The organism is Bradyrhizobium vignae (genome assembly GCF_900324035.1).
Taxonomy (GTDB): domain Bacteria; phylum Pseudomonadota; class Alphaproteobacteria; order Rhizobiales; family Xanthobacteraceae; genus Bradyrhizobium; species Bradyrhizobium vignae.
Map to the genome: position 1 here is coordinate 1,950,618 of NZ_LS398110.1, position 23,219 is coordinate 1,973,836.

General features: G+C 62.2%; 19 protein-coding genes and 2 pseudogenes. 11 read left to right on the plus strand and 10 right to left on the minus strand.

Annotated features, from left to right (window positions below; translation table 11 throughout):
* Window positions 1-349: 349 nt before the first annotated feature.
* On the minus strand, window positions 350-1,093 hold the full coding sequence (gene istB / locus BRAD3257_RS09505; RefSeq protein ID WP_012041725.1) for an IS21-like element helper ATPase IstB: 744 nt from the start codon (window positions 1,091-1,093) through the stop codon (window positions 350-352).
* An 11-nt stretch (window positions 1,094-1,104) separates the two neighbouring features.
* Window positions 1,105-2,637 (minus strand): annotated as a pseudogene (gene istA / locus BRAD3257_RS09510) (IS21 family transposase).
* A gap of 340 nt (window positions 2,638-2,977) precedes the next feature.
* On the opposite strand from istA (BRAD3257_RS09510), the gene BRAD3257_RS09515 reads away from it, so the two are divergent.
* Window positions 2,978-3,337 carry a nuclear transport factor 2 family protein gene (locus BRAD3257_RS09515; protein WP_122401614.1) on the plus strand — a complete coding sequence of 120 codons (360 nt, stop codon included), beginning with the start codon at window positions 2,978-2,980 and terminating at the stop codon, window positions 3,335-3,337.
* A gap of 497 nt (window positions 3,338-3,834) precedes the next feature.
* Window positions 3,835-5,166: a group II intron reverse transcriptase/maturase gene (ltrA, locus tag BRAD3257_RS09525; RefSeq protein ID WP_160118790.1), complete on the plus strand. Its 1,332-nt coding sequence runs from the start codon at window positions 3,835-3,837 to the stop codon at window positions 5,164-5,166.
* A 165-nt stretch (window positions 5,167-5,331) separates the two neighbouring features.
* On the opposite strand, the gene BRAD3257_RS09530 is transcribed toward ltrA, so the two are convergent.
* Together BRAD3257_RS09530 and BRAD3257_RS09535 are read right to left on the minus strand one after the other, a co-directional pair.
* Window positions 5,332-5,736 carry a response regulator gene (locus tag BRAD3257_RS09530; protein ID WP_122401615.1) on the minus strand — a complete coding sequence of 135 codons (405 nt, stop codon included), beginning with the start codon at window positions 5,734-5,736 and terminating at the stop codon, window positions 5,332-5,334.
* Window positions 5,729-7,912 carry a PAS domain-containing sensor histidine kinase gene (locus BRAD3257_RS09535; RefSeq protein WP_122406458.1) on the minus strand — a complete coding sequence of 728 codons (2,184 nt, stop codon included), beginning with the start codon at window positions 7,910-7,912 and terminating at the stop codon, window positions 5,729-5,731. The genes BRAD3257_RS09530 and BRAD3257_RS09535 overlap by 8 nt, the downstream gene beginning before the upstream one ends.
* A 343-nt stretch (window positions 7,913-8,255) precedes the next feature.
* Here BRAD3257_RS09535 and BRAD3257_RS09540 point away from each other — a divergent pair, with 343 nt between their 5' ends.
* Window positions 8,256-8,492 (plus strand): hypothetical protein, encoded by a 237-nt coding sequence (locus tag BRAD3257_RS09540; protein ID WP_122401616.1) that lies wholly within the window; start codon window positions 8,256-8,258, stop codon window positions 8,490-8,492.
* On the plus strand, window positions 8,489-8,662 hold the full coding sequence (locus tag BRAD3257_RS40250) for a hypothetical protein (RefSeq protein ID WP_174221560.1): 174 nt from the start codon (window positions 8,489-8,491) through the stop codon (window positions 8,660-8,662). The genes BRAD3257_RS09540 and BRAD3257_RS40250 overlap by 4 nt, the downstream gene beginning before the upstream one ends.
* 48 nt (window positions 8,663-8,710) lie before the next feature.
* Here BRAD3257_RS40250 and BRAD3257_RS09545 read toward each other — a convergent pair.
* The 5 genes and pseudogenes from BRAD3257_RS09545 to BRAD3257_RS09565 all read right to left on the minus strand — a co-directional run.
* Window positions 8,711-9,067: pseudogene (locus tag BRAD3257_RS09545) on the minus strand (ATP-dependent DNA ligase); the annotation flags it as partial.
* An 815-nt stretch (window positions 9,068-9,882) separates the two neighbouring features.
* Entirely contained in the window at window positions 9,883-10,740 is an 858-nt protein-coding gene (gene istB / locus BRAD3257_RS09550) for an IS21-like element helper ATPase IstB (protein WP_122401609.1), read from the minus strand.
* The gene (gene istA / locus BRAD3257_RS09555; protein ID WP_122401617.1) at window positions 10,740-12,050 is read right to left on the minus strand and encodes an IS21 family transposase; all 1,311 of its coding nucleotides are present in this window, start codon (window positions 12,048-12,050) and stop codon (window positions 10,740-10,742) included. Before istA (BRAD3257_RS09555) ends, istB (BRAD3257_RS09550) begins: the two co-directional genes overlap by 1 nt.
* Before the next feature lie 83 nt (window positions 12,051-12,133).
* Window positions 12,134-12,403 carry a pentapeptide repeat-containing protein gene (locus BRAD3257_RS42190; protein ID WP_430648817.1) on the minus strand — a complete coding sequence of 90 codons (270 nt, stop codon included), beginning with the start codon at window positions 12,401-12,403 and terminating at the stop codon, window positions 12,134-12,136.
* Window positions 12,404-12,443: 40 nt separating this feature from the next.
* Entirely contained in the window at window positions 12,444-15,788 is a 3,345-nt protein-coding gene (locus BRAD3257_RS09565; protein WP_122401618.1) for an adenylate/guanylate cyclase domain-containing protein, read from the minus strand.
* 425 nt (window positions 15,789-16,213) lie between these two features.
* On the opposite strand from BRAD3257_RS09565, the gene BRAD3257_RS40615 reads away from it, so the two are divergent.
* From BRAD3257_RS40615 to BRAD3257_RS09575, 3 genes are all read left to right on the plus strand, one after another.
* A complete protein-coding gene (locus tag BRAD3257_RS40615) occupies window positions 16,214-16,657 on the plus strand; it encodes a hypothetical protein (protein ID WP_197711539.1) in 444 nt (147 codons plus the stop codon).
* Entirely contained in the window at window positions 16,654-17,295 is a 642-nt protein-coding gene (locus tag BRAD3257_RS09570; RefSeq protein ID WP_244607906.1) for a transporter, read from the plus strand. The genes BRAD3257_RS40615 and BRAD3257_RS09570 overlap by 4 nt, the downstream gene beginning before the upstream one ends.
* 208 nt (window positions 17,296-17,503) lie before the next feature.
* The gene (locus BRAD3257_RS09575) at window positions 17,504-18,094 is read left to right on the plus strand and encodes a hypothetical protein (protein ID WP_129146347.1); all 591 of its coding nucleotides are present in this window, start codon (window positions 17,504-17,506) and stop codon (window positions 18,092-18,094) included.
* Window positions 18,095-18,445: 351 nt separating this feature from the next.
* Here BRAD3257_RS09575 and BRAD3257_RS09580 read toward each other — a convergent pair whose 3' ends face one another.
* Window positions 18,446-18,775: a hypothetical protein gene (locus tag BRAD3257_RS09580; RefSeq protein WP_122401621.1), complete on the minus strand. Its 330-nt coding sequence runs from the start codon at window positions 18,773-18,775 to the stop codon at window positions 18,446-18,448.
* A gap of 495 nt (window positions 18,776-19,270) precedes the next feature.
* Here BRAD3257_RS09580 and BRAD3257_RS09585 point away from each other — a divergent pair, with 495 nt between their 5' ends.
* The 4 genes from BRAD3257_RS09585 to BRAD3257_RS09600 all read left to right on the plus strand — a co-directional run bounded on the left by BRAD3257_RS09585 (window position 19,271) and on the right by BRAD3257_RS09600 (window position 23,176).
* Window positions 19,271-20,401: an ABC transporter substrate-binding protein gene (locus BRAD3257_RS09585; RefSeq protein WP_244607907.1), complete on the plus strand. Its 1,131-nt coding sequence runs from the start codon at window positions 19,271-19,273 to the stop codon at window positions 20,399-20,401.
* A 20-nt stretch (window positions 20,402-20,421) separates the two neighbouring features.
* On the plus strand, window positions 20,422-21,441 hold the full coding sequence (locus tag BRAD3257_RS09590) for an ABC transporter permease (protein ID WP_244607908.1): 1,020 nt from the start codon (window positions 20,422-20,424) through the stop codon (window positions 21,439-21,441).
* Complete coding sequence (locus tag BRAD3257_RS09595; protein ID WP_122401623.1) at window positions 21,435-22,223, plus strand: ABC transporter ATP-binding protein; 789 nt, start codon at window positions 21,435-21,437, stop codon at window positions 22,221-22,223. The genes BRAD3257_RS09590 and BRAD3257_RS09595 overlap by 7 nt, the downstream gene beginning before the upstream one ends.
* 152 nt (window positions 22,224-22,375) lie before the next feature.
* Window positions 22,376-23,176 (plus strand): class I SAM-dependent methyltransferase, encoded by an 801-nt coding sequence (locus tag BRAD3257_RS09600; protein WP_122406461.1) that lies wholly within the window; start codon window positions 22,376-22,378, stop codon window positions 23,174-23,176.
* The last annotated feature ends 43 nt before the right edge of the window (window positions 23,177-23,219 follow it).

Sequence of the window (23,219 nt, forward strand, 5' to 3'; positions counted from 1 at the left end):
GTGGGGCGTGGCAGCGATGGGCCACATGGAGACCGATCACAGCGTCCGACACGGGGTATCACAGCCAGCGGATAAGTATGCGCCGTATGGCATTCGGTGCGGATTCCGACGAAGTCGCCCAGGCGTACCGATATGAAGTCGCCCGTGGATTCCGAGACGATGTCGCCCACCTTTCCGATTTGATCTCGCCCAGCGGCGAGGCGTTCTGGCCGGCTGGTTCTCTGGCATCGGTCAAGCCGCGCGGTCAATCTGGAATCGCGACTTCAACCTTTTTTCTTCTTCTGCGGTTGCTGTGGGCATGTGGGCAACGCGATTGCGTTGTCCAAGCGCAGCGGCATGTCCACAGCGCTCAGGTCTTTCGGGCGGATTGCCGGGTTCGGCGCAGGCTCTCACCGGTGAGGTCGAGCCGATGGGCATTGTGGACGAGACGATCGAGCACGGCGTCGGCATAGGTGGGATCTCCAATGAGCAGATGCCACTGGTCCACGGGGAGCTGGCTGGTGACGATGGTGGAGCGATGACCGTAGCGATCTTCGAGGATTTCCAGGAGGTCGTGACGGGCGCCGGCATCGAGCGGCTCGAGGCCCCAATCATCGAGGATCAGCAGATCGACACGGCCAAGGCCGCGCAACAGGCGTGGGTGACGACCGTCGCCGCGGGCGAGCGCCAGATCGTCGAACAGGCGCGGGACGCGCTGATAGAGCACGGAGCGATTGTCGCGACAGGCTTTGTGGCCGAGCGCCGAGGCGAGCCAACTCTTGCCGACGCCTGCCGGGCCGCAGATCAGGAGATTGACGTGGTCGTCGATCCAACGGCCCTCCACAAGCTTGGCGAACAGCGGGCGGTCGAGACCGCGCGGGGTGCGGTAGTCGATGTCCTCGACGCATGCCTGCTGGCGCAGCTTGGCGTAGCGCAGGCGAGTGGCGAGCCGTTTGTCGTGCCGCAGCGAGGCTTCACGTTCGAGCAGCAGAGCAAGCCATTCGGCGTGACCGAGGCTGCCAGCCTCACCGGCGGCTTCGATGTCGGCGAAGGCCTTAGCCATGCCGTGGAGGCCGAGGGCGTTGAGGCGGTCGAGGGTCGGATGGGTGAGCAAGGGACGGTCTCCTAATTGTAGTAGCGCGGTCCGCGGATGTTGGCATGCAGGATCGGCGCATCGTCCGCGGAGCGCTGGTGAGCGGGACGCCGATCGAGATTGTTGGCGAGGATCGACTTGACCGAGCCATAGGTGCGCGCGCCGATGTCGATCGCCCGCGCAGCCGCCGCGTCCAGCCGTTCGCGCCCATAGGAGGCGGCGAGCCTGAGGATGCCGAGGCAGGCGCGGAAGCCTTGTTCGGGGTGCGAGCGCTCGTCGAGAATGAGGTCGCACAATGCGCTGGTTGCCGGCCCGATCGCGGCGGCGTCCTGACGGATACGCCCGATAGTCCAGCCGGCGTAGCGCCGATGGCTGGAGGCCATGTGCTCCGGCACGGTGGTGTGCTTGTGATTGCCACTCATGCGCTGATGCGCGGCAATCCGCTCGCCCTTGTGGAAGATCTCGACGGTGCGGGCGGTGAACCGCACCTCGACCTCGGCACGCGCGAAGCGATGCGGAACGCTGTAATAATGCTTCTCCACCTCGACGTGGTAGTCGAGGCTGACGCGGCGGATCCGCCACTCGGCGAGCACGTAGGGGCTCGCCGGCAACGGCTTGAGCGCCGGCCGGTCGATCTCCTCGAGCAGCCGGCGGCGCGTCACGCCGAGCCGCCGGATCGGCCGCTCCTCGTTGAGCCTGGTGAGCAACTCGCCGATCGCTGCGTTGACCTCGGCGAGGCTGTAGAAGACGCGGTGGCGCAGGCGGCCGAGCAGCCAGCGCTCGATGATGAGGACGGCCTGCTCGACCTTGGCCTTGTCGCGCGGCTTGCGAGGTCGCGCCGGCAAGACGGCCGTGCCGTAATGCGAGGCCATCTCCGCATAGGTGCGATTGATCTGCGGGTCGTAGAGGCTCGCCTTGATGACTGCGACTTTGGTGTTGTCAGGCACCAAGAGCGCCGGGACGCCGCTGATCGCCGCGAAGGCGCCAACATGGGCGCTGATCCAGTCGGCAAGCCCCTGCGTTCACGTCGCCTGCGCGTAGGTGAAGCTCGAGGCGCCGAGCACGGCGACGAAGATCTGCGCCGTCCTCCGCTCGCCGGTGAGGCGGTCGACCACCACCGGCACGCCGTCGCCCGCGTAGTCGACGAACAGCTTGTCGCCGGCCGCGTGCGCCTGGCGCATCGTCACCGACAGGCGCCCCTCCCAGGCGCGGTAAAGCTCGCAGAAGCGCGAGTACCGGTATCCGCCGGGCTCGGCGCCGATGTACTCCTCCCACAGGATCGACAGCGTCACGTGCTTGCGCTTGAGCTCGCGGTGCACCGCCGCCCAGTCGGGCTCGGCGATGCGGCGATGACCCTGCCGGTTACCGTTGCCGGTCTTGGCGAACAGGCGGGCCTCCAGGGCCGCGTCCGTGAGTTCGTCGGGCAACGGCCAGCTCAGGCCTGCGGCCTCGAACCGCCGGATGGTCAGTCGCACCGTCGAGGGCGCCGCGCCCAACCGCCGAGCAATCTCGCGGCTCGGCAGCCCAGCCGCCTTCATCCTGATCACATCGCGCACACGGCGCATCGCAAGCCTCTCCGTCGGCATCCAGGGTCCCCCTTCGCAAAGCCGAAAGGTTGACCCTATGGGAGCCAGAAGAGGTCTCGTCACCCCGGGTTCGCTCTTGCGATACCCGGGCGACATCATCCCGGAATGGTGGGCGACATCATCTCGGAACGGGTGGGCGACTTCAAATCGGAATGGTGGGCGAGATCATCTCGGATTCCTGGGCGACATCGATCGGAATCCGCAGCATTCGGCATATGGCTTGGCCGAGTGAAAATCAAAGACTTCGCGAATCGACTGGCGCAGAGAATCAGCTGGATACCCCGGCCAAATCTCTGTTTCTCGCGGAGGAGACGCTCGTATGTCTTTTGACCCGATGGCCGCCGCCGTCGACTGGCTCGATGCCTACCGCGCCGGCGATATCGAAGCGCTACTCGAAATGTACGCCGAGGATGCCGTGGTCTACTGCGATTGTGACCAATTGGCGATCTCCGGCAGAGAACACCTGCGAGGCTACTGGGCTATCCATCTGCAGGAACACCCAGCTGCCGAGCTGGACGATCTTCAGCCCTCGCACGGTGGCGCGATGATCTCGTACGTCAGCGGGGAAAACGTAGTGCACGCGGTCTTGGACTTTAATGATGCGGGGAAAATCAGGACCCTGAGCTGCAGGCCGACACATCAGGCCTCGTTCACCTCCTGCCAAGACGAAGTCTGCTAAGGGTGTGCGCCGTGAAAAGGCGGCGCTTTCCAGTGGGTGCAAGTCCCACCCGGCAAACGCTCCAGCCGGAAGCAATCGGAGCAGTCATGGAGGTAACGAAGTGGCTGAAGCCTTCGATTAGCGTGTCACGAATTGGTGACAGCGCGAGTGTGCAGGCCGTAACGCGAGTGAACGCCGAGCAAGCCTCGAAAAGGACGATGCGCAGGCCGACCCGACGACCCTTTCGGGGAAGGCTGATACGGCTGGGGGATTGAGCGAAGTAGTACGCCCAGCCGCTGCGCCGGGGTAGTGGCGACAGCATGTACACAAGGAAAGCGTACGCAACACGGGAGGCCCTACGACGTGGTCAGGGATGATCAACCGGACGCCCGCGAGGGACAGGCCGGGCGCCGTGGGGATGCGGAGAGGTTCGTAATACCGCTGAAGCCGGGTAACGCCGGGGGAGGGAAGGGACCTCAGTTCAAGACGAACGCAAGACGTAGTGAGGGACCTGGGGATTGGGCAACCTATCAACTCCGAAGAGTGTTCAGAAACTGCAGACGGCGTTGCACGCGAAAGCGAAGGCAGAAGCCGGCTACCGCTTTTATGCCCTCTACGACAAGATCAGCCGGGAAGACATCTTGGCCCATGCCTATGCCCAATGCCGCTCCAACAAGGGCGCACCGGGGGTGGATGGTCAGGACTTCGCGGACATTGAAGCGTATGGGGTGCAGCGGTGGCTTGGCGAACTGGCGCCTGCGCTCAGGCAGGAGACGTATCGACCGGACCCTATCAGAAGAGTGTACATCCCGAAGGCCAATGGCAAACTCAGGCCATTGGGCATCTCAACCTTGCGCGATCGGGTCTGCATGACGGCAGCGATGCTGGTGCTGGAACCGATCTTCGAAGCCGACCTTCCACCCGAACAGTACGCGTACCGTCCTAGGCGAAATGCTCAACAGGCGGTGGTCGAGGTGGAAGGGCTGCTGTTCCGTGGTCACCCGGAAGTCGTCGACGCCGACCTCGCGGACTACTTCGGGAGCATTCCGCCTGCCGAACTTCTCAAGTCGGTGGCGCGCCGGATCGTGGATCGGCGCGTGCTGCATCTGATCAAGATGTGGCTGGAATGCCCTGTGGAAGAAACCGACGATCAAGGAAGGAAGACACGCACGACCGAAGCCCGGGACAACCGGCGCGGCATCCCGCAAGGTTCACCCATCTCGCCACTGCTGGCTAACCTGTACATGCGCCGGTTTGTGCTGGGATGGAAGATGCTCGGTCTCGAGCGAAGCCTCGGCACTCGCATCGTGACCTATGCCGACGATCTCGTGATCCTATGCCGGCGGGGCAAAGCCGAAGAGGCCTTGTCGCGACTGCACGAGATCATGGGCAAGCTGAAGCTGACGGTCAACGAGGACAAGACACGAATCTGCAAGGTGCCGGAAGAGGAGTTCGACTTCCTGGGATACTCGTTCGGACGGATGTACTCAGCGAGAACCGGCCAGGCGCGCCTGGGGTACCGGCCATCGAAGAAAAGCATCAAGCGTATGGTTGAGCAAATCCATGCGCTGACGGACCGAACGGGGACGTGGCAAGACACCACAGAGTTGGTGGCGAAGTTGAACCGCACGCTGCGCGGATGGGCGAACTACTTCAATGTAGGCACCGTCACCAAGGCGTATCGGGCGATCGACAACTACACCGCTGTGCGGTTGCGCCGGTGGTTGCGCATCAAACACAAGGTCAGGCGACGCAAGGGCGGGACCTATCCACTCTCGCACCTTTACGGGCACTTCGGGCTCGTACGTCTCACCGCACTTGGGCGCGACGTGCCGTGGGCGAAGGCGTGAGGCCTTGTCCGAGAGCCGGATGCGGAAGATCTGCCTGTCCGGTTCGACGAGCGGGATGTGGAAACGGAGTCACGGCTACACCACTAAGGCACCGCCAGACGAAAGGGGCGGCAACAGATATGTGCAGCCTAAAGCCACCGCGCCACATCTCGACTCCACCACGGGTCACGAGCGGCGGTCGCCGCCACCATCGTACAACGTCTGGTCACCTGCGGACAGCAGGGCCCGCAACTTTTGGTCCAACTGGTCTACAGAAAAGGGCTTACCGATCGCGGGCGCATCTCTGAACTCCTCCTCCAAAGATGGCGCGCCATAGCCCGTGCTGAACAGGATGGGGATTTTTCGTTCGCGCACGATGCGAGCTACCGGGAAAACACGCTCTCCAGCCAGATTGACATCAAGGAGTGCCAGATCGAAAGACGTGGTAGTCGCAAGCTCGCAAGCCTTTTTCACATGCGCGGCGGAGGCAACCACCTTCAATCCCAATTCCTCGAGCATGTCTTCGATCATGAGCGCAACTAACGCTTCGTCTTCGACGAGTAGAACCCTTGTGCCGGACATTTTAGCCATGGGCGGCCGGAAGCATAACGGGAAATGCCATGGTGCAGCGTGCGCCCTGCGGATCGAAGATCAAATCGAACTCTCCGGCGAGGTCATGTTCCACACAGCGCTCCATCAGTCGCGTGCCGAATCCACGCCGTTTGGGCGGCGTAACAGGGGGGCCCCCGCGTTCGAGCCATTCGCATTCAAGAGTGCCTTGCGATTGGTCGCCGACACTAATCTTCCAAGTGAGTGATACGAATCCATCCGACGCAGAGAGTGCACCGTATTTTGTCGCATTAGTCAAAAGCTCGTTGAACACCATAGTGACACTCAGCGCCGCCCGCGCGTCCAGGCTGACATGGGGCCCTGCCGTCACGACGCGTCCGCCCGACAGAGCGGCGACGATATCGTGGACCAGTTTTTCGAAAGGCGCGTCTTGCCAGTTCCGCATCGTGAGCAGATCATGCGCGCGGGAAAGCGCCAGCAGCCTACCGGTGAATGTCGGCAGAAACTCTTCCAGGCCGGCGGCATGCCGAGCAGTTTGGCTGGCGAGGGACTGCACCGTTGCCAGCGTGTTTTTCACACGGTGGTTCAGCTCATCGATGAGCACCTTCTGGGCATTCTCCGCCCGCTTGCGCTCGCTGATGTCGACGAGCATGTTGATGGCGCCAACCAACTTTCCGTCTGCGTCGCGCAGCGGCGTCGGGTAGGGAATAAAGGGCACCCTTCTCCCGTCAGGTCGCTCAGCAATTGCCTCAGCACCGCGGACGGGACGGTTTTCACGCAAAGCCACAGCCATCGGACATTCATTGTGCGGCAGGGGTGAGCCGTCAGGCCAGTAGAGTTTCCAGGTGACGCACCATTCGTCACCTGGCTGCGGTGTCCTGCCCGCCATCTCGACTGCGGCCCTGTTGAAGAAATTGATGCGCCCCTCAGCATCGGTCGTGTAGATCGCAGCGGGCAAGGCCTCAAGCAGATCGCGCATACGCTGCTCGCCTTCCCGCAAACGATCCTCGAGCTGTTGGGTGGCAGTGACATCCTGGGCGACGCGCACGCCATAGAGAAAGCGGCCTTCCGCATCGCGCACGGAAGAGCTGAAAATATCAAGATGTCGGACGGACCCGTCGGGCCGTAATATGCGCTTTCGAACGGCATAGTTTGCGATGTCACCGCGTACCTGCTGCGCGTATAGCTCGCCATCCTCCAACCGGTCATCGAGATCGGTGTAGTCGGAGAAAGTCATTCCGAGCAGTTCGTTGTGCGTGCGTCCGGTGATTCGACAAAGCGCATCGTTGACCCGCAAGAACCGGCCATTTTCATCAGTTTCCGAGATGCCGACGTTTGCGGCCTCATAGGTAGCCGCGAGCCGAGCTTCGCTGGCTCGCCGCTGCTCTTCAGCAGCGCGCAATTGCGTCACATCGACCGTGAAGCAGCGCGTGTTGGTGAATTTGCCGTCCACAAGCCGGCTGTTTGACGTAATTAGCACATGCCTCACGGAACCATCGCGCGCCCGCAACCGCGCCGGATAAGCTTCGAGCGCCTGCCCGCACGAGAGACGCTGAAGGATATCGCCAATCACCGGCGCGTCGGCATGAAACTCCGCAATGTGGCGGCCAATATACTCCTCGGGCCTGTACCCGAGCATATCCAGCTCGGCTTTGTTGGCGCGAAGGATAATTCCCTCGCTGCTTACGATATGAAGCCCAACGGCGCCATTCTCGAAGAAGTCCTCCAGATCCTGCGTTTTCCGCCGGACTTCCTCCTCAATCTGCTTGCGTCTGGTGATGTCCTGAAAACAATTGATAGCGCCCTGGATACGACCGGAGTGGTCGCGCAGTGCGCGGATGTTGACTAGTGCTGTAAAACGAGACCCGTCTGGCCGCGCCATGATGACCTCACCATTGCGCGTGGGCGTGCCAAGACGAATCGCGGTCGCCATCGGACAATCGCTATGGGCAAGCGGGGCGCCGTCGAGCAGGTAAAGTTGATGCGAACCGCAGAAGCGTTCTGTCTTGGCAGCGCTGGGCGTCCGGCCCCACAATTCCACGGCTTCGCTGTTGTAAGCGACCAGGAGCCCTTCGGCATCGCAAAGATAAACCGCCCCAGGAATGGCGTCGAGCGCGGCACTACCGGCCGCGACCAGCGCCTCGAACTCCGTGGGCCGGCGATGGACAGAGAGCGGAAATTCCTCGATATTGGACATAAATGCGTCTCTCGGGGCGAGAGGGGGCCTGCGCGGGGCCATTCAGTTTGGGAGGACAATGGCGGACTCCCCCCGTTGGGCCGCCGAACAAGCCATAACGCATTAGAGGGCTGACGGTTCCCTATACCTTACCTGGAGTCCCTTGGCGTTGTTTAGGCGCGCTGGTGCAAGGTCTCGCCTCGACCAGGGAATGGTATGGCCTCGATGGAATCCAAGCCGCGCCTAGGTGTTTTCGATGAAGTTTCCCTGCCGTCAGGTCGGCTAAAATGGGTTCTATAGGCGGAAACTAAGTTGAACATTATGCGTTTGTGTCAGCCGGGGCGGTCGTTCGGGGAGATGTTGTATGCGTCACCGCGTTAAGCAATCCATCTCGTTCAATCAGCGGCTCGCGGATGAAGCTGAAAGATTCCGGAAAGCCGCTGAAGAGTTGCCGCCCGGCACCGCCCGAGAGCTGCTGATGAAGCGGGTAAGGCAGGCCGAAGCCGCATTGCAAATCAATGATTGGCTGGCCACCCCAGGGCGCAGCCCCGCCATCTGCGCTTGGGCAGCTGACAGAAAAGCGACACGCGAAATCCGATGAAGCTGCTGACGGAGTATCTCGAGCGCGCGGTGCAGCTTGAACAGCTTGCGGCCAGTGAACTCGACGGCGCCTTCAAATCACAACTGCTCGAGCAAGCGGCCTCATATCGAAGGATCGCTGCAAAACGAGCGAGGGAATACGGCCTGCCGCCTCCAAGTCCACCCGGATAGTTTTCCGCCGACTGCCTCCAGGCGAGCCGAGCGCAATTCGGCCAAGCGTCAAGACCGCGGCTGGACTGACCAGATGGCGCCCCGTTTCGGAGAAGGGCTGCCCATAGCGCGAATCACCCGCGACATGGCCGGATGCGTCCGGTTCTTCACCTTGATCCAGTCCGTGGATCGGCCGTTGCTGTAGCGCCGAACGCGCCGTTTCGAGACCAAGCCCTCCGGGCCCATGCGGCAGGCGGCGCGAAACAGGTCCGGACCGATCTCGCCGGCCTCGAACGGCGCAACGAACATTCCGTCCGGCCGGCCGCGCAACAGGCGCGCGAGGTTGGTCTTGCGCATCGAGAGCAGCAGCGGCCGCAGGTCCTCGCCGCCGAGGGCGAGCACGTCGAAGGCATAGAGCTGCACCTCCTCGACGGAGCCGTCGGGCGCGACCTTTGCGGCTGTGGCCAGGCACAAGTCTAAGGCTTTGGGCATGAACCTCAGCTAGTGTGGAATCGCTCCCGCGGGAGCCCCTTTCCGCAGTTGCGTCTACCGAATCTGTGCCTGTACAGCGGGGTCATGCACCTGCGGTTCTCTCTGGGGGCTGCCGTATCGCCGGGCGTCGTGGATCGAGGGGGTGTCTCAGATTTTCTGTCAGAATATTCCGGGTCACGACGACTTGTTGCAAAGACCGTCAAGGACTACCTTGCGGTTGCAATAACGAGTCGAGGTGTCGGTGTGGAAGATATCAACCGTACTCTTGGCGCCTTGCCAACATGCGATCGTTGCCACGGCAGCAGTCGTGTCATCGTCACTGAACTCCTGAACCTCCGCATTGGCAGGTCTGTGGTGGCGTACCGATGCCGGGAATGCGGATACGTGACTTGGGATGAGCGTCTCTCAATTGCTGTCGCCCAAGTACGTCCACCTGAAGGAAGGCAACCGCGCCTTATCGCGGCTGAGTAGACCCTTCAGGTTCTTGCAGTTCCCATTTGCGCCCACCGCATCGGCATTCATACAGGCGAAAGGTCCTCCCGGTAGTGGGGTCCAAGATCTCGCGGGTCAACCGGGGATCATCTTGCCCGCATAGGGGGCATTGGCGCAGCACTTGGTTCTCGCTCTCGCGGTCACACTTTTGACCCTATCTTGGGCGGTCTAAGCACCCAAGGTGAACACTCGTTCCTGTCAAACGCCATCCGGAACTGCCCCCTTTGCGTCATGAAGAACTGCCCCCACCCTCGGGTTCATGATGTCGGTTGAAGGTTGGCTCCGCCGCTGACGGGACGGAGGGAGGCGGAGCCGACCGGAGGGCCGTCAGCGGCGGGCGCCTTGATGAGGCCGCTCTTTCGCTTGGCGCGGAGGCGGTAGCTGTCGCCGCGGATGGTCAGCACGTGGCTGTGGTGCAAGAGCCGGTCGAGGATCGCGGTAGCGACCACCGGATCGGCGAACACGGTGCCCCATTCGGCAACGCTGCGGTTCGACGTGATCAGCATGGCGCCAGTTTCGTAGCGGCGGCTGACCAACTGGAAGAACAGATGCGCCGCGTCGGGCTCCAGCGGCAGGTAGCCGAGTTCGTCGACGATCAGCAGCTTTGGCTTCGCCAGCGCGAGCAGTTTCTCGTCCAGGCGCCGCTCGCCATGCGCCTTGGCCATGCCAGCGACCAGCGTCGTCGCCGTGGTGAACTGGACCGTGTAACCGGCCAGGATCGCCTCTCGCCCGAGCGCGATCGACAAGTGCGTCTTACCGACGCCCGGCGGGCCGAGCAGCAGTACGTTCTCGCCGTTGGCGATCCAACGTGACGCGGCCAGGTCGCGGATCTGCTTCGGATCGATCGACGGCTGCGCCTCGAAGTCGAAGCCCGCAAGCTCCTTCACGGCCGGGAAGTGTGCGAGTTTCAGCGCCATCTCGATGCGGCGATGATCCTTGCGCGCGATCTCGCGCTCGCACAGCAGGATCAGCGTCTCACGCGCCGATAGGTTCGCGCGCGCCGCCTCATCGAGCAGGTTGTCGAGCTGGTCGCGGATGCCGGAGAGCTGCAACCGCGCCAGCATGGCCTCGAGCCGATCGATTGGTGCTTCATTAGCCTTCTTTGTGCGCGCCATCAGAAGCTCCCTCCGATCGCTGCTTCGTATTCGGCAAGAGGACGCAACAACGACGGCAGTGGAGACGACCCCGGCACCGTCGCTGCCGCAATCTCCGGTCGGCAGACCGCGCCATTGCGCCCGGCAACCCCGTCGAGGTGGGCGGAATCGATGATCCGCAGCCGGCGACCCTCCGATTGCTTGTGGACCGCAACCTCGCGCATGCCATGGCGGATGCGCACCTCGCCGGCCGCAACCGTCACCGCCACGCGCTCGCCGATCAGCCGCCACGGCACCGAGTAGCTGTTCGTGTCGATCTCGACGGCACAATCGTTGCCGACGACGCGGGCCAGTTCGCGCAACGATCCGAACGACGGCTGCCCGCCGAGCGGCTTCAACCGGTGTGCCTCGTCACGCGCAAAGCGAGCGATCGGCGCCTCGCCGGTCGTGCCGTGGATACGCACGTTCGCCACCTCACGCTCCCACTCAGCCAGATGCACCTCGAATGCCACCCAGTTCGCGAAGCAATGCCCCGCGATCGCATTCTTCTTCACGTAACCGACGCCATTCTCCGTCTTGCCCTTCGTGCGTGCCCGATACGGCGCGCAGGCGCGAGGACGGAAGCCCCAATGCTTCGCGAACGCGATGAGCTTGTCGTTAAACTGAACCGACCGGCTCACCGCGTCGTGGCGCACCACGAGCGCGCGTGGATTGTCCATCAGCACTTCCTCCGGCACGCCGCCGAAGGTCGTGAATGCGCTCTCGAGCCCGGCGAACCAGTGCTCTTGCTTCTCGGCCCGGAACGCACGCACATGCAGCCGCCGCGAATGCCCCAGCGTCGCCACGAACACGAATGCTTTGACCTTCACCCCGCCGATCTCGACCAGACGTTCCCCGAAGTCGATCTGCAGCTGCCGGCCCGGCGGCGTCTCGAACCGCGTCGTCGCCAGCGCTTCGGCCTTCAGCGCCTGGCGATAGGGCCGCACGGCGCGTTGCAGCGTTCGCCGGCTGACTGCCACGCCTTCCTCGGCCAACAGGTCCTGGCGCACCACATCCGCATTGCCGCGATGCCGAATGAACCTCTCGCGCAACCAGCCCTCAAGGCCATCGAGCCGTTTCGGGCGATCAGGCGACTTGAACGGCTTCGGCCCGCCGGCCGCCACGTAGCCCTTCACCGTGTGATGGCTGCAGCCCAGATGCCGCGCAATCCGCTTCAGACCCCACCCGCACGCCCTCAGGCGCAACATCTCAGCCACGTCATCCGGCGTCTTCATCACCTGCCCCCGTGGATCAATCCACGACGAGCCTTCCGTGATTCGTTCCTCGTTCATTCCCTCTCTCCTCGGCTATCCAAGGAGGGGGCAATTCCTCGTGACGCCGAGGGGGCAGTTTTCCATGGCGCGCGACATCGTTCCTATTGAACTCCGATCAGGTGAACGCGAACCGCTCGCTGTTCTTCGCCAAGGATGGGCGCCCGTACCCCAAGGAGCTGATGGGCATCGGAGAGGTCCGCTCCCCTGAGGTCCGCCCCGTTCAGGATAGCCCGTGTCAAGGAGGCCCCGCCCAGCTTTGCCCTGAAGAGGTTAGCCAGGGTCAAAATGCGAAGCAGGCTGAGCAAATCTGGTCCGCTCTGGAGCGATGAGCGGACCTCTGTCAGAGCGGCGCAACTTCGCCCTTGGGCCAACTGCGGACGTTCCTTACAGACCTCGCGAGCATCGGCGCCCTCATGGCGCCAGCGCGTCGAGTAACATTTTGGCGTCCTGCAAGTCGGGCGTGCCGAAACCCTCGGTGAACCAGCCGTAGATGGGGGCGAGGAGATCGCGGGCTTCGGCGTTCCTGCCTCGGTCGCTCCAGAGCCGCGCGAGGCTTGTGGCAGCACGCAGCTCCAACGTCTTCGCACTCTGTCCGCGGCTGACTTCGATTGCGCATCGAAAACAGGCCTCGCTCTCGTCGGTTTGCCCGCAAGCCGCAAGCAGCCGACCCCTAAGGCTGTGCATTTCGGCCTGCCACCAAACTTCGCCGCTCACCGCTGTCAAGGCGAGCCCATCCTTTAACAATTCGAGCCCTTCGTCCGGCCTGCCGAGATCTGCTTTAGCGCTTGCCAAAACGGCCAGCATGTAAGGTCTGGTGACTTGGCGGACAGCCGAAAAGAGCGCGAGACCCTGTTCCATCGAAGCGATTCCGCGCTCGAGTTCGCCGCCATCCGCGGTCGCCCACCCCAAGAAGAAGATCCCAGCGCCGCGCATCATGGGAAAGTCGTGCTCTCGCGACAGTTCGATCAGCTCAGTTGCAAGTTCGCGGCAGGATTCTCTCTGGCGGCCGATCTGAAGGACGATCGCACAGAACCACATTGCTAGGGCGAGGCTGTACGGATGGGACAAGCTCCGAGCCAACGTGACGGCCTCGGCACTGAGTTTCATTGCCTTTTGAGGGAAGCCTAACAGCGCCAGGTTGATCGCGCCGGCCGCGTGAGCGCACACGCCAGGATCATGACCGCTGAACGCGAACGCGAGAGCATGATGCCGGGTGCAGTCGTATTGTGAAATGCCTTTTTGAGAATGATCGCCTGCGGCGGCCAAGTTGCCGCACCAAAGCGACGTCGCCCACTTCGCGTGATGGCCCTCTAGGACGAGATCATCAGCGCCCAAGCGCTGCGCGAGCCCGAGAAGCTCGTCGGCATGAGCGGTCGCCGCACGCAAGCGACCGGAGCTCATCGAATGATAGTAGAGGCCCCACAACGCCTTGAACCGCGCTGAATTTTCTTCACCCGCCTCGAGAGCGACGGCGCGGCTATAGATTGCTTCGACCTCCGATGACCCTGGCCCCTTCACCATCATAAGGGCCGGCCCGAGCTTGACGCATAACTCCAACTCTTTCGCTGCACGATCGGGCTTGTCACCGAGCTTGCTCAAGAGGTCCAGCGCAACGGAAAAGTGATGAATAGCCTCGGCGTGTCCCGAGCGCACCATCGCCAAATCCCCCGCCCGTTGCCAATACTCGACCGCGGCATCGCTGCGTCCTGCCGCTGTAAAGTGATGCGCCAACAGTTCCGGCTCGACCGCGGCGGTGGCGGCAAAATCATCGCGTAACACTTCGCCGACGCGGCGGTGCAAAACCTGGCGCCGGCTCTTAAGCAAATTCTCATAAGCTGCATCCTGGATCAGCACGTGCTTGAAGCGATAATCGGCATCGGGCGGTAGGCCCTGCACCAGCAGAATGTCCGCCTCGGCGAGCCGTTCCAGCGCAATCTGTAGCGGCCTGTCCTCCATAGCGGTTACGGCGCGAAGGAGTGTGTAGGAAAAGTCGCGCCCGATAACGGCACCAATCTGGGCCACCTCGCGCGCCGGGCCAAGCCGGTCGAGCCGCGCTGTCAACGATTGCTGCAGGGTCGGCGGAATCGCCTGGATGCCCCGCCCGCCGCTCTCCAGCAAGAGCCGTGTCACCTCCTCGACAAACAGCGGCACGCCGCCCGTGCGCTCGGTCACGCCGTCAACCACTTCCCTTGACAGCGCATAGCGAGAGGCAAGCTCGCCGACCATCTGGCGCACCTGCGAGCGATCGAGCGGAGCCAGGGAGATTGTGCTGTGATGCGAGCGCATGCCCCATGGCGGCCGGAACTCCGGCCGGGCGGTGCTGAGAACGAGCAAGGGCGCCAGCGCACCGCGTTCGGCGATGCCGCGCAACAGTTCGAGCGTGGTCGGATCAGCCCAGTGCACATCTTCAAGTGCCAGCACCACCGGCTGAGTTCGCGCGCCGGCCATGACCCAATTGGTGAGCGCTGTCAGCTGTCGGCGCCGCAATTCTTCCGGCTCTAAAGTGGGCGTACGGTCCTGCGGCAAGGGGATGTCCAATAATGGCGCGAGCAAGGTGACATTCTCCGCCGGGTCGAGTTTGACCAGCGCCAGCGTATTCTCCAGGTCCGCGAGACGCCGCTCGGCGGGTATGTCGGCGCCGCCGAAGCGCTGCCGACCCCAATCGGCGATCGGGTGCAGCGGCGTGTTCGGCAGAAGCTGCGAGCAACTCCATTCGACCCAAGTGTGCGGCACCTCGCGCAGCCGCGGGTGGAATTCCTCGATCAGGCGGGATTTTCCCAATCCTGGCTCGCCCACGATCATCACCAACTGACCGTCGCCCCGCCGCGCCCGCTCCCAGCGCCGCATTAACATTGCGATCTCTTCTTCGCGACCCACCAGCGGCGCGAGATGGCGCTGTCCCGCGCGGCGCCCGCCACCGCTTGCCCGTACCAGCCGGTACAGTGTCACCGGCTCCGGCACGCCCTTAAGTTCATGGCTGCCGCGGTCCTCAACGACGAACAGCCCGGCGACCTGGTGCTGCACCCGCGCCGTCACCACGACCGTACCCGGCTCCGCCAGCGCTTGCACCCGTGCCGCAACGTTCGGCGCGTCACCGTAAATCTCGCCCGCCGCATCGATCACGACCGCTCCGGTTTCAATCCCAATGCGCGCGTTAAGCGCTGGCTTGCCAGCCTCAGTATCCTTGCGGTTCACCTCGGCGAGTGCGCGTTGGATCAAGAGCGCCGCCCGCGCCGCGCGTTCGGCGTCGTTCTCCTGCGCCACCGGATAGCCGAACAGCACCATGAGCCCGTCGCCCAACTTCTTGGCGACATGGCCGCCCATTTCGGTTGCCGCAGCGCACGCGGCATCGAGATAACCGCCGACGAGGTCGCGCCACTCCTCGGCATCGAGCTGCGCGGAAATGCTGGTCGAGCTGACGAGATCACAGAACATCACCGTGACATAGCGGCGCTCGCCGCTGGCCTCGGCGGAGATCGGCGGTGGCGTCGCGGTGGGAATTGGCTCTGACGCGATGGGTGTACGACGCTGCGCTGCAGTCGCCCTGGCGGGTGCGGCTGGTGCGTTCTTCTCGATAACGTCGATGTCGGCAATCGCGCGCAATATTTTTCGGCGATCGCCGAGGACGACACCGAGCTCTTTCAGGTCCTGATCGGTCAGTTCACGAAGGACCAAGAAATCAATGCGGTTTTCAGCAAAACGCTGGGCGTACTCGGACATGCCGAGCTTTTCGAGCCAGTCGGCAACCTGCTGCATCGCGGCCCCCTAGGGACTTCACGCTATCCAGTCCGGACCGAGGGGACGGAAAGTCTACCACGCCCTCCAATTTATCGCAGCGCCCGCATGCGGGTCCATCAGGGTTAAAATGCGAAAAACTCAACCTGAGCAATTCGGGTCCGCTAGATCCCGCGGAGCAGACCTCAAGGCGGCAAGCCGCCACTTCGCCGATGGGCCGATAACGATCCATGACGGAGCAGCGCCGTCAAGCTCACGTGGCTCTCTACCAGCCTAGACACAGAAGGCCACTTGTTGATACGCGCGTCGTGTGTCCTACGAGCGATACGCCGTCGAGATAGAATTCCGCACTATCAAACAACGGTCGCAACTGATCGGCAATTATTGTAAGTCCGCCGGACCGTTCCACGAGGGTCGGCGGAAAATGTAGGATAGGGATTTCAAGCATGGCAAATCGCCTCCGGTTCGCGGCGGCCCTGATTGGATCGATAACCATTGGCGTGAGCGACGCATCCTCGCATCATCCCGGAATCGGCGATATCGGTGGCGCAGGCGGTATCTTCACGATAGGCGCTGGCACCCTCGACGAGGGCCAGTTCGCGTCTTCAACTTATGTCGATTATCTGCGGCTCAAACAACTGAGCGAACCGACGCTGCTCGCGAACGTCGGCAACGACGTCCATGGTTTGCAAACGGTCGAGAGCTACGCTGTTGCGCTTGCCTGTGGTATCACCAATGATCTCACCGTGTCCGTGCGCTTGCCGTGGGTACGCCGCACCGCATCCTCGAAGCCGTGCAGGAAGACCCGGCGGATCCGGCTGCGGTGCGTGACCGTGGCAATACATCGGGATTTGGCGATGCCACACTACTTGGACAGTACCGCTTCGTGAACAATCAGGTAAGCGGAACGCAAGCGGCAGTGCTGTTTGGGGTCAAGGCTCCGACGGGTACAACCGATCTCGTTGACAGGTTCGGTGAACTCTTCGAGGCCGAATTTCAGCCGGGATCGGGCTCTTGGGACGGGCTATTCGGCGCAGCGTTAAGCCAGCGTCTAACCTCAGCGTTGAGCTTCCATACCAACGTGCTCGCGATTGCTACTGGCACCGGAACGCAAAATACCAACCTTGGCAACCGTTTCCATTATAACGCCGCGCTTTCTTACCGGGTTTTCGGCGAGACCACGAGCGAGCCGGATACGCACGATCCACGGAAAGCTTATGCGCATGCTGGTCGTAGCCACTCGATGGTAACCAAGGCTCCGACTATCGCCGCACCGCACGGCCACATTGCGCTCGATGCGCTACTCGAGATCAACGGCGAATGGCATGGCAGACAGCGAATTGCCGGGATCAGTGATCCCAATTCGGGCGGCAACGCCATCTTCGTTTCGCCGGGTCTTCGGCTCACGGTTGATAACTGGTCGAGCTACGTGCTTGTCGGCATCCCAGTTGTCAACGACTACAACGGCGTGCAAGCCACGCCCGCATGGCGCACCTTGGTAGGAGTCTCTGCTGTCTTTGGACCGTGATCGACATGTTGAGCACGTGGGTGCTGAGCTTCTAGTGAAGTCGCGTCCGCTTAAAGATTGTTTTGATGCACTAGCTCAACGGTAGCTAGTTTCCCCCGACTTGGCGGCGGCGGAACTCGAAGATTTCCCTGCCATACTTTTCGGAGGATGCACCCGCTCGGTTTCGGTATACAATTCGTGCGGTTGCCCCACTTGCAGGAGGTAAGCCATGAATAGATTCTATGCTCTCGCGTCGGTTGGGTTCTGCGTAGCTTTGGCAGCCTTCACCACCACTTCGGCATCGGCTCTTCCAACGGAGGAAGTCCCGAAGACCGAACCAGATTACATCGCCAAGGTGAAGACCGCCGCCCCGCCGTCGGTCGTGAATAACGCGACGATCACCATGCCGCAGGCGGATGGGTCTTCTAAGACCGTCCAAACCGGATCGAACGGTTTCACGTGCTTTATCGGCACGGACGGAACGCCCGAATGCGACGACCAGAACGCCATGGAATGGCGCAAAGCTCTACAGGCCAAACAGGAGCCGCCGAACAAGATCGGCCTGATTTTCATGCTGGCCGGAGACACCGGCACGAGCAATCATGATCATGCCGAACGCCACACGCACAAGCATTGGGTCCAGACCGGCCCGCACGTGATGATTGTCGGGGGCGCAGCACGTGAGATGCTCAGTCCCTATCCGCGCGATCTGGACGTCAAGGACGCGACCCAGCCTTATGTCATGTTCCCCGGCAAACCCAATGAGCACCTGATGATTCCGGTGCACTCGCAAGAGCTTACCACGGGCAGCGCGCGGTGACGCGCGTGAACGCCGCCGTGCCTCGAGACCAGCGGCACGGCGAACGTCAGCTCGGGGCTTCAATGGGGGTAAAATCGAGTTAATCGGCTGCATGACGACGCACGTCGCCGTGTGGGAGTTGGGTCGCGAGCGGCAATGCTCTGACTGATCGTAGGATTTCCGTTTGGTCGTCGAAAGCTGACGTGCGCGACTTTGTGCGCCTCGCCTAGGCGACACTGCGCGTCGCGGCGCAGCCTGCGGCGCGCCGGATGCGTCAAGAGCTCGCCCCACAGGCGGAAGTGAGCGCCGGCATTCGCCTGCGCGACAGACCGCCACCTCTCGCACAGCAGATCAGCGAGATCTGCTCAGGGGTCATTTGGAGGCAACGGCCTCCTTGAACAGCTCAACCTTGCCGCACGTGTTGTCTGTCACCGCAAAGACCTCGTAGAAATCGATCTGCGGCTTCATGCCGTAGCGTTGGATGATGCCCTCGAGCCACGGCCCGGTGTAGAACGCCTTGGCGTCCTCGATGCGCTCCCACTGGTACACGCCGCCGGCCCAGCCGCTTTCGGACCAGATGAAGTGCTTGCTGATCAGCCCCGTCACCTCGCGGAAGTTGGGTGCGATCTTGTGAAAGTGTTCGCGACACGCGGCGCAGTCGATCTGCGGCGGCAGTTTGTATCGTACAACGGCGGTAATCATGCGACCTCCTTGAAGGATACCTCCGACCGCAAAATTGAGGCATTCCCGCGATCAAGCAAGCGAAGCGGGAAGTCGACATGGGTCAAAGGCGCAAAGCCGAACGAATCGTCAGTCCTCTACTGCGACAATCCGACTATTCCAGAGCCTGCTGGACCTAACGTTAGAAGTTCAGCCTCACCCTATAATAGTTGGAATAGGCATCCCTCAATTCGCGCAAGGCTACATGCTGGTGCGTTCGCACCCACCGAAAGATCCATCATCCGCTCTCGCCGATCGCGGTCAAAAGCGACAGACGCTGCCTTGAGCAGGTCAACACGATTGACGGGGGGCCTTAATCGCCGCGCAGCTTTCTGCTTTCAATTTTTTGCGGTAATGTGAATCGCTTCACGCTTATGTAGCAGACGGGCTCGCATGATGCCCGAAGAGAGGGGAGCTACGGCCCCGCAAAGCGCCACCCAGTTCCATTCCATTCACACGCGAGTTTGGGAGCGACACATGGAAAAGCGCGAAATTGGCAACAGTTTAACGAAAGATCTGTCCGAAGCGAAGCGGGGCGCCTTCTCCCGCCGCTCGGTGCTGTCGTTGGTTTGCACCCTCGGCGCCGCGGCGCCGTTTGGGATGTTCGGAGCGGCTCGCGCGCTGACGGCATCCGGGACTGGATCGCTGTCTTATATTCCGGGCGCGCCTTTTATTTGCCGCACCGCGGCGAACAGCGAAGAGTTGCAGGGCCCACCCCGGCACCTAAAGCTCGCCTGGAACGCGAACGCGGCGTGCACGGTCGCTGCGCCGGTCGCAAAAGAACGGGGTTTCTTCGCCAAGCACAATCTCGATGTCGATTTCGTCAATTTCGGCGGTTCGACCGACCAGTTGTTGGAGGCGATTGCGACTGGCAAGGCCGATGCCGGTTTGGGATTGGCCCTGCGCTGGCTCAAACCGTTGGAGCAAGGTTTCGATGTTCGGATCACCGCGGGTGTGCACGGCGGATGCATCCGGCTCCTCGGCTCCAAGGCCGCGAATATTGACAGCCTGGAGTCCCTGCGCGGCAAGGCTATCGCGATTAGCGATCAGGCGAGCCCGGCGAAGAACTTCTTTTCGATCTATCTCGCCAAGAAGGGCATCGATCCGGCCCAAGAGGTAGAGTGGCGCCAGTACCCGGCCAATCTGCTCGCGCTTGCCGTCGAGAAGGGCGAAGTGCAGGCGCTAGCCGAGATAGATCCGCTGCCCTACATCTGGCTGAAGGAAGGCAAACTCAACGAGATCGCGACGAATTTATCGGGTGAATTTGCCGACCGCACCTGCTGCGTTCTCGCGATACGTGGCAGCCTCACCCGAGGCGAAATGCCGGTGGCGGCCGCTCTGACACGATCGATACTGGAGGCGGCAGATCGAGTTGCCAGCGATCCCGCCGATGCCGCGGCAATCTATTCGGGCTACGGCGGGAGAGGGTCCGTAGAGGATCTCGCCACAATGTATCGTAGCCATACTCACCACAGGCATCCCGTCGGGGCGGAACTCAAGAAGCAACTTCTACTCTATACCGATGAACTCAAGGCAGTGAACGTCATCAAGCGAAGCACTGACCCGGCCAAGTTCGCCGACCGCATCTATCTTGACGTTCTAAGCTGAGCCGATTGGGAACATCTGCAGTGAGCTCGGTCATCGATGAAGTGCCGAGGCCATCAGAGAAATCGGGTTTCGGCTTTTTTGAAAGTTCAACAGCTCGGTCGCTAATCGGCGGACTGTCTGTGGCCGCCGCATGGTCTATGGTCGCCGCGCTCACTGCGTTCTGGCCAGATAAGCTCGAAAGCGATTGGGCCTACACGGGCGGCTTCGCCATTGCGTGCGGCGCATTGGCCCTTGTCCTTGCCTTGGCGGCCCTTGTCGGCGTTCGTTTCGTTGCTTTTCAGCGCCTCCAGCGGTTTTTTCCGTGGCTGTTCGCGCTGGCGGTGTTTTTGGCTGCTTGGGAGACCGTCACGGCAAAGCTCGGATTGCTGCCGTTGCCATTTTTTCCACCGCCGCAGGCGATCATCGAAGTCGTAATCGACGATTGGGGGCGGCTGGCTCAGGGCATCTTCGCCTCAGCTCGTCTGCTCGCGACCGGTTATTTTCTCGGTGCGGCGGTGGGGTTCGTAACCGGCGTCGCGATCGGCTGGTCGCGGCTCGCCGGTTATTGGATCCACCCAGTTTTGCGGTTCATCGGGCCGCTGCCCGCGACAGCTTGGCTGCCACTTGCATTTTTCGTTTTCCCGTCGAGCTTCAGCGCCAGCATTTTCCTGATCGCGCTCGCCACCGGGTTTCCGGTCACCGTGCTCACCTGGTCGGGCGTCGCCTGCGTGAAGAGCGCCTATTACGATATTGCGCGGACATTGGGAGCAACCCAGCGCTTCCTCGTGCTCAAGGTTGCCATTCCGGCGGCAATGCCGCATGTCTTTGTTGGCCTGTTCATGGGGCTCGGCAACTCGTTTGCGGTTCTTGTCGTAGCCGAGATGCTGGGCGTGAAGGCCGGGCTCGGCTGGTATCTGCAATGGGCGCAGGGTTGGGCGGCCTACGCCAATATGTACGCCGCGCTGCTGCTCATGGCGTTCTTGTGCTCCGGGCTGATCACGCTGCTGTTCCGCTTGCGGGACCGCCTGCTATCCTGGCAGAAAGGTGTAGTGCGATGGTAGCGGCAATCGCGAGCGATTACGCGGTCCGTGGATCGACGCTAACGCTCCGCGAAGTGAGCCATAGCTTCGATCTCGAAGGGCAGCCCCTGCCGGTATTGGACCGCATCAGCATGCAGGTCGGCCGCGGCGAATTCGTCGCGCTCCTGGGACCGAGTGGGTGCGGAAAATCGACCTTGCTGCGGCTGGTCGCGGGGCTCGACACTCCAACAGCCGGCTCCCTGCTAACGGAGGGAAGCGAAATCGAAGCACCCGATCCGTCGCGCGTCGTCGTTTTTCAAGACCCCACGCTTTATCCATGGCGGACGGTATGGAGCAACGTTGCGCTCGGTCTGGAAGCCCGCGGGTTGCTGCGCACCCATCGCGGACGTATCGAGGACGCGTTGCGCCTGGTGGGGCTCACGGGCTTCGCCCATGCCTACCCGCACCAGCTTTCCGGCGGCATGGCGCAACGCGCCGCTCTTGCGCGTGCGCTCGTCAACGACCCGAAGCTGCTCATTCTCGACGAACCTTTGGGCCAGCTCGACTCCCTGACTCGCATCGCGATGCAGGCGGAACTCGTATCACTTTGGCAACGCTCGAACTTCACGGCGCTGCTGGTCACGCACGATGTCGAGGAGGCACTCTTGCTCGCCGGCCGTATCATCGTGCTGAGCGAGCGACCGGCACGGATCAAGGCCGAAGTCGTCAACAGCCAACCCTATCCTCGCCACCGGGGCGATCCGCACTTCGTTGAGCTTCGTCGCGAGGTGTTCGAGCATCTCGGCCTCGATGAGGCATGGTAGCCGTCGAAAGGAGCTCGGCCGTGGCGGATCTTCTCATACATATCATAGAGCAGCCGCACGGCGTATTTGCCGCGATTGCAATGCGATTGCTTTAGCGGCTTGGTAGCCATGCAGACGAGGTCTAACAATCTGGGAAGCGCATGGAGACTTCGATGACCTCGGAATTCAACGTCCACAACGCTGCGGGCTATGAGCAACTCATGGGCCGCTGGAGCCGAAGACTCGCGCCGCTATTCATCGACTTCACAGGAATTGCCGACGGCGAAAGGATTCTCGACGTCGGCTGCGGCACCGGAAGCCTGACCTTCGCGCTAGCCAAAGCCGCCGACCTCGCCGAGATTGCCGCGGTCGACTATTCACCAGTCTTTGTCGAGGAGGTGATCCGGCGCAACACAAACCCACGAATAAAAGTCCGACAGGCGGATGCCTGCGCCCTGCCCTTCGAGGGCGGCACGTTCGATCGCGCTTTGGCGCTTCTCTTGCTCCACTTCGTTCCCGAAGCCGGCAAGGCAGTAGCCGAGATGCGCCGTGCCGTTCGGTCGGGCGGCGTGGTCGCGGCAACGGTGTGGGATCATCTCGGCGGCATGCCCGGCATGCGCATGATGGTCGACACGGTGGCGGCACTCGGAGAAAGCGGACGCGAGCTGCGCCGTCGCTATTGCTTTCAACCGATGATGCAGCCAGGCGAACTGAGACGGACATTTGCGGAACAGGGTCTCGTGGACATTGCGGAAATCGAGCTGATGATCCGAATGGACTACCAAGACTTTGCCGACTATTGGGCTCCGATTGCCGCTGGCGAAGGGCCGCTCGGCAAGTATGTGGCAGCGCTCGACGCTACGGAGCGAGCGCGCACCGATGCCGCCGTGCGCGATGCCTACGAGGCCGGCCGGCCCGATGGCCCGCGATCCTTTGCAAATGTCGCATGGGCCTGCCGTGGCAAGGTCCCCTGACTCGATCTCCTCCGAGGTCCTGAATCCGAAATCGTTCCCTCAA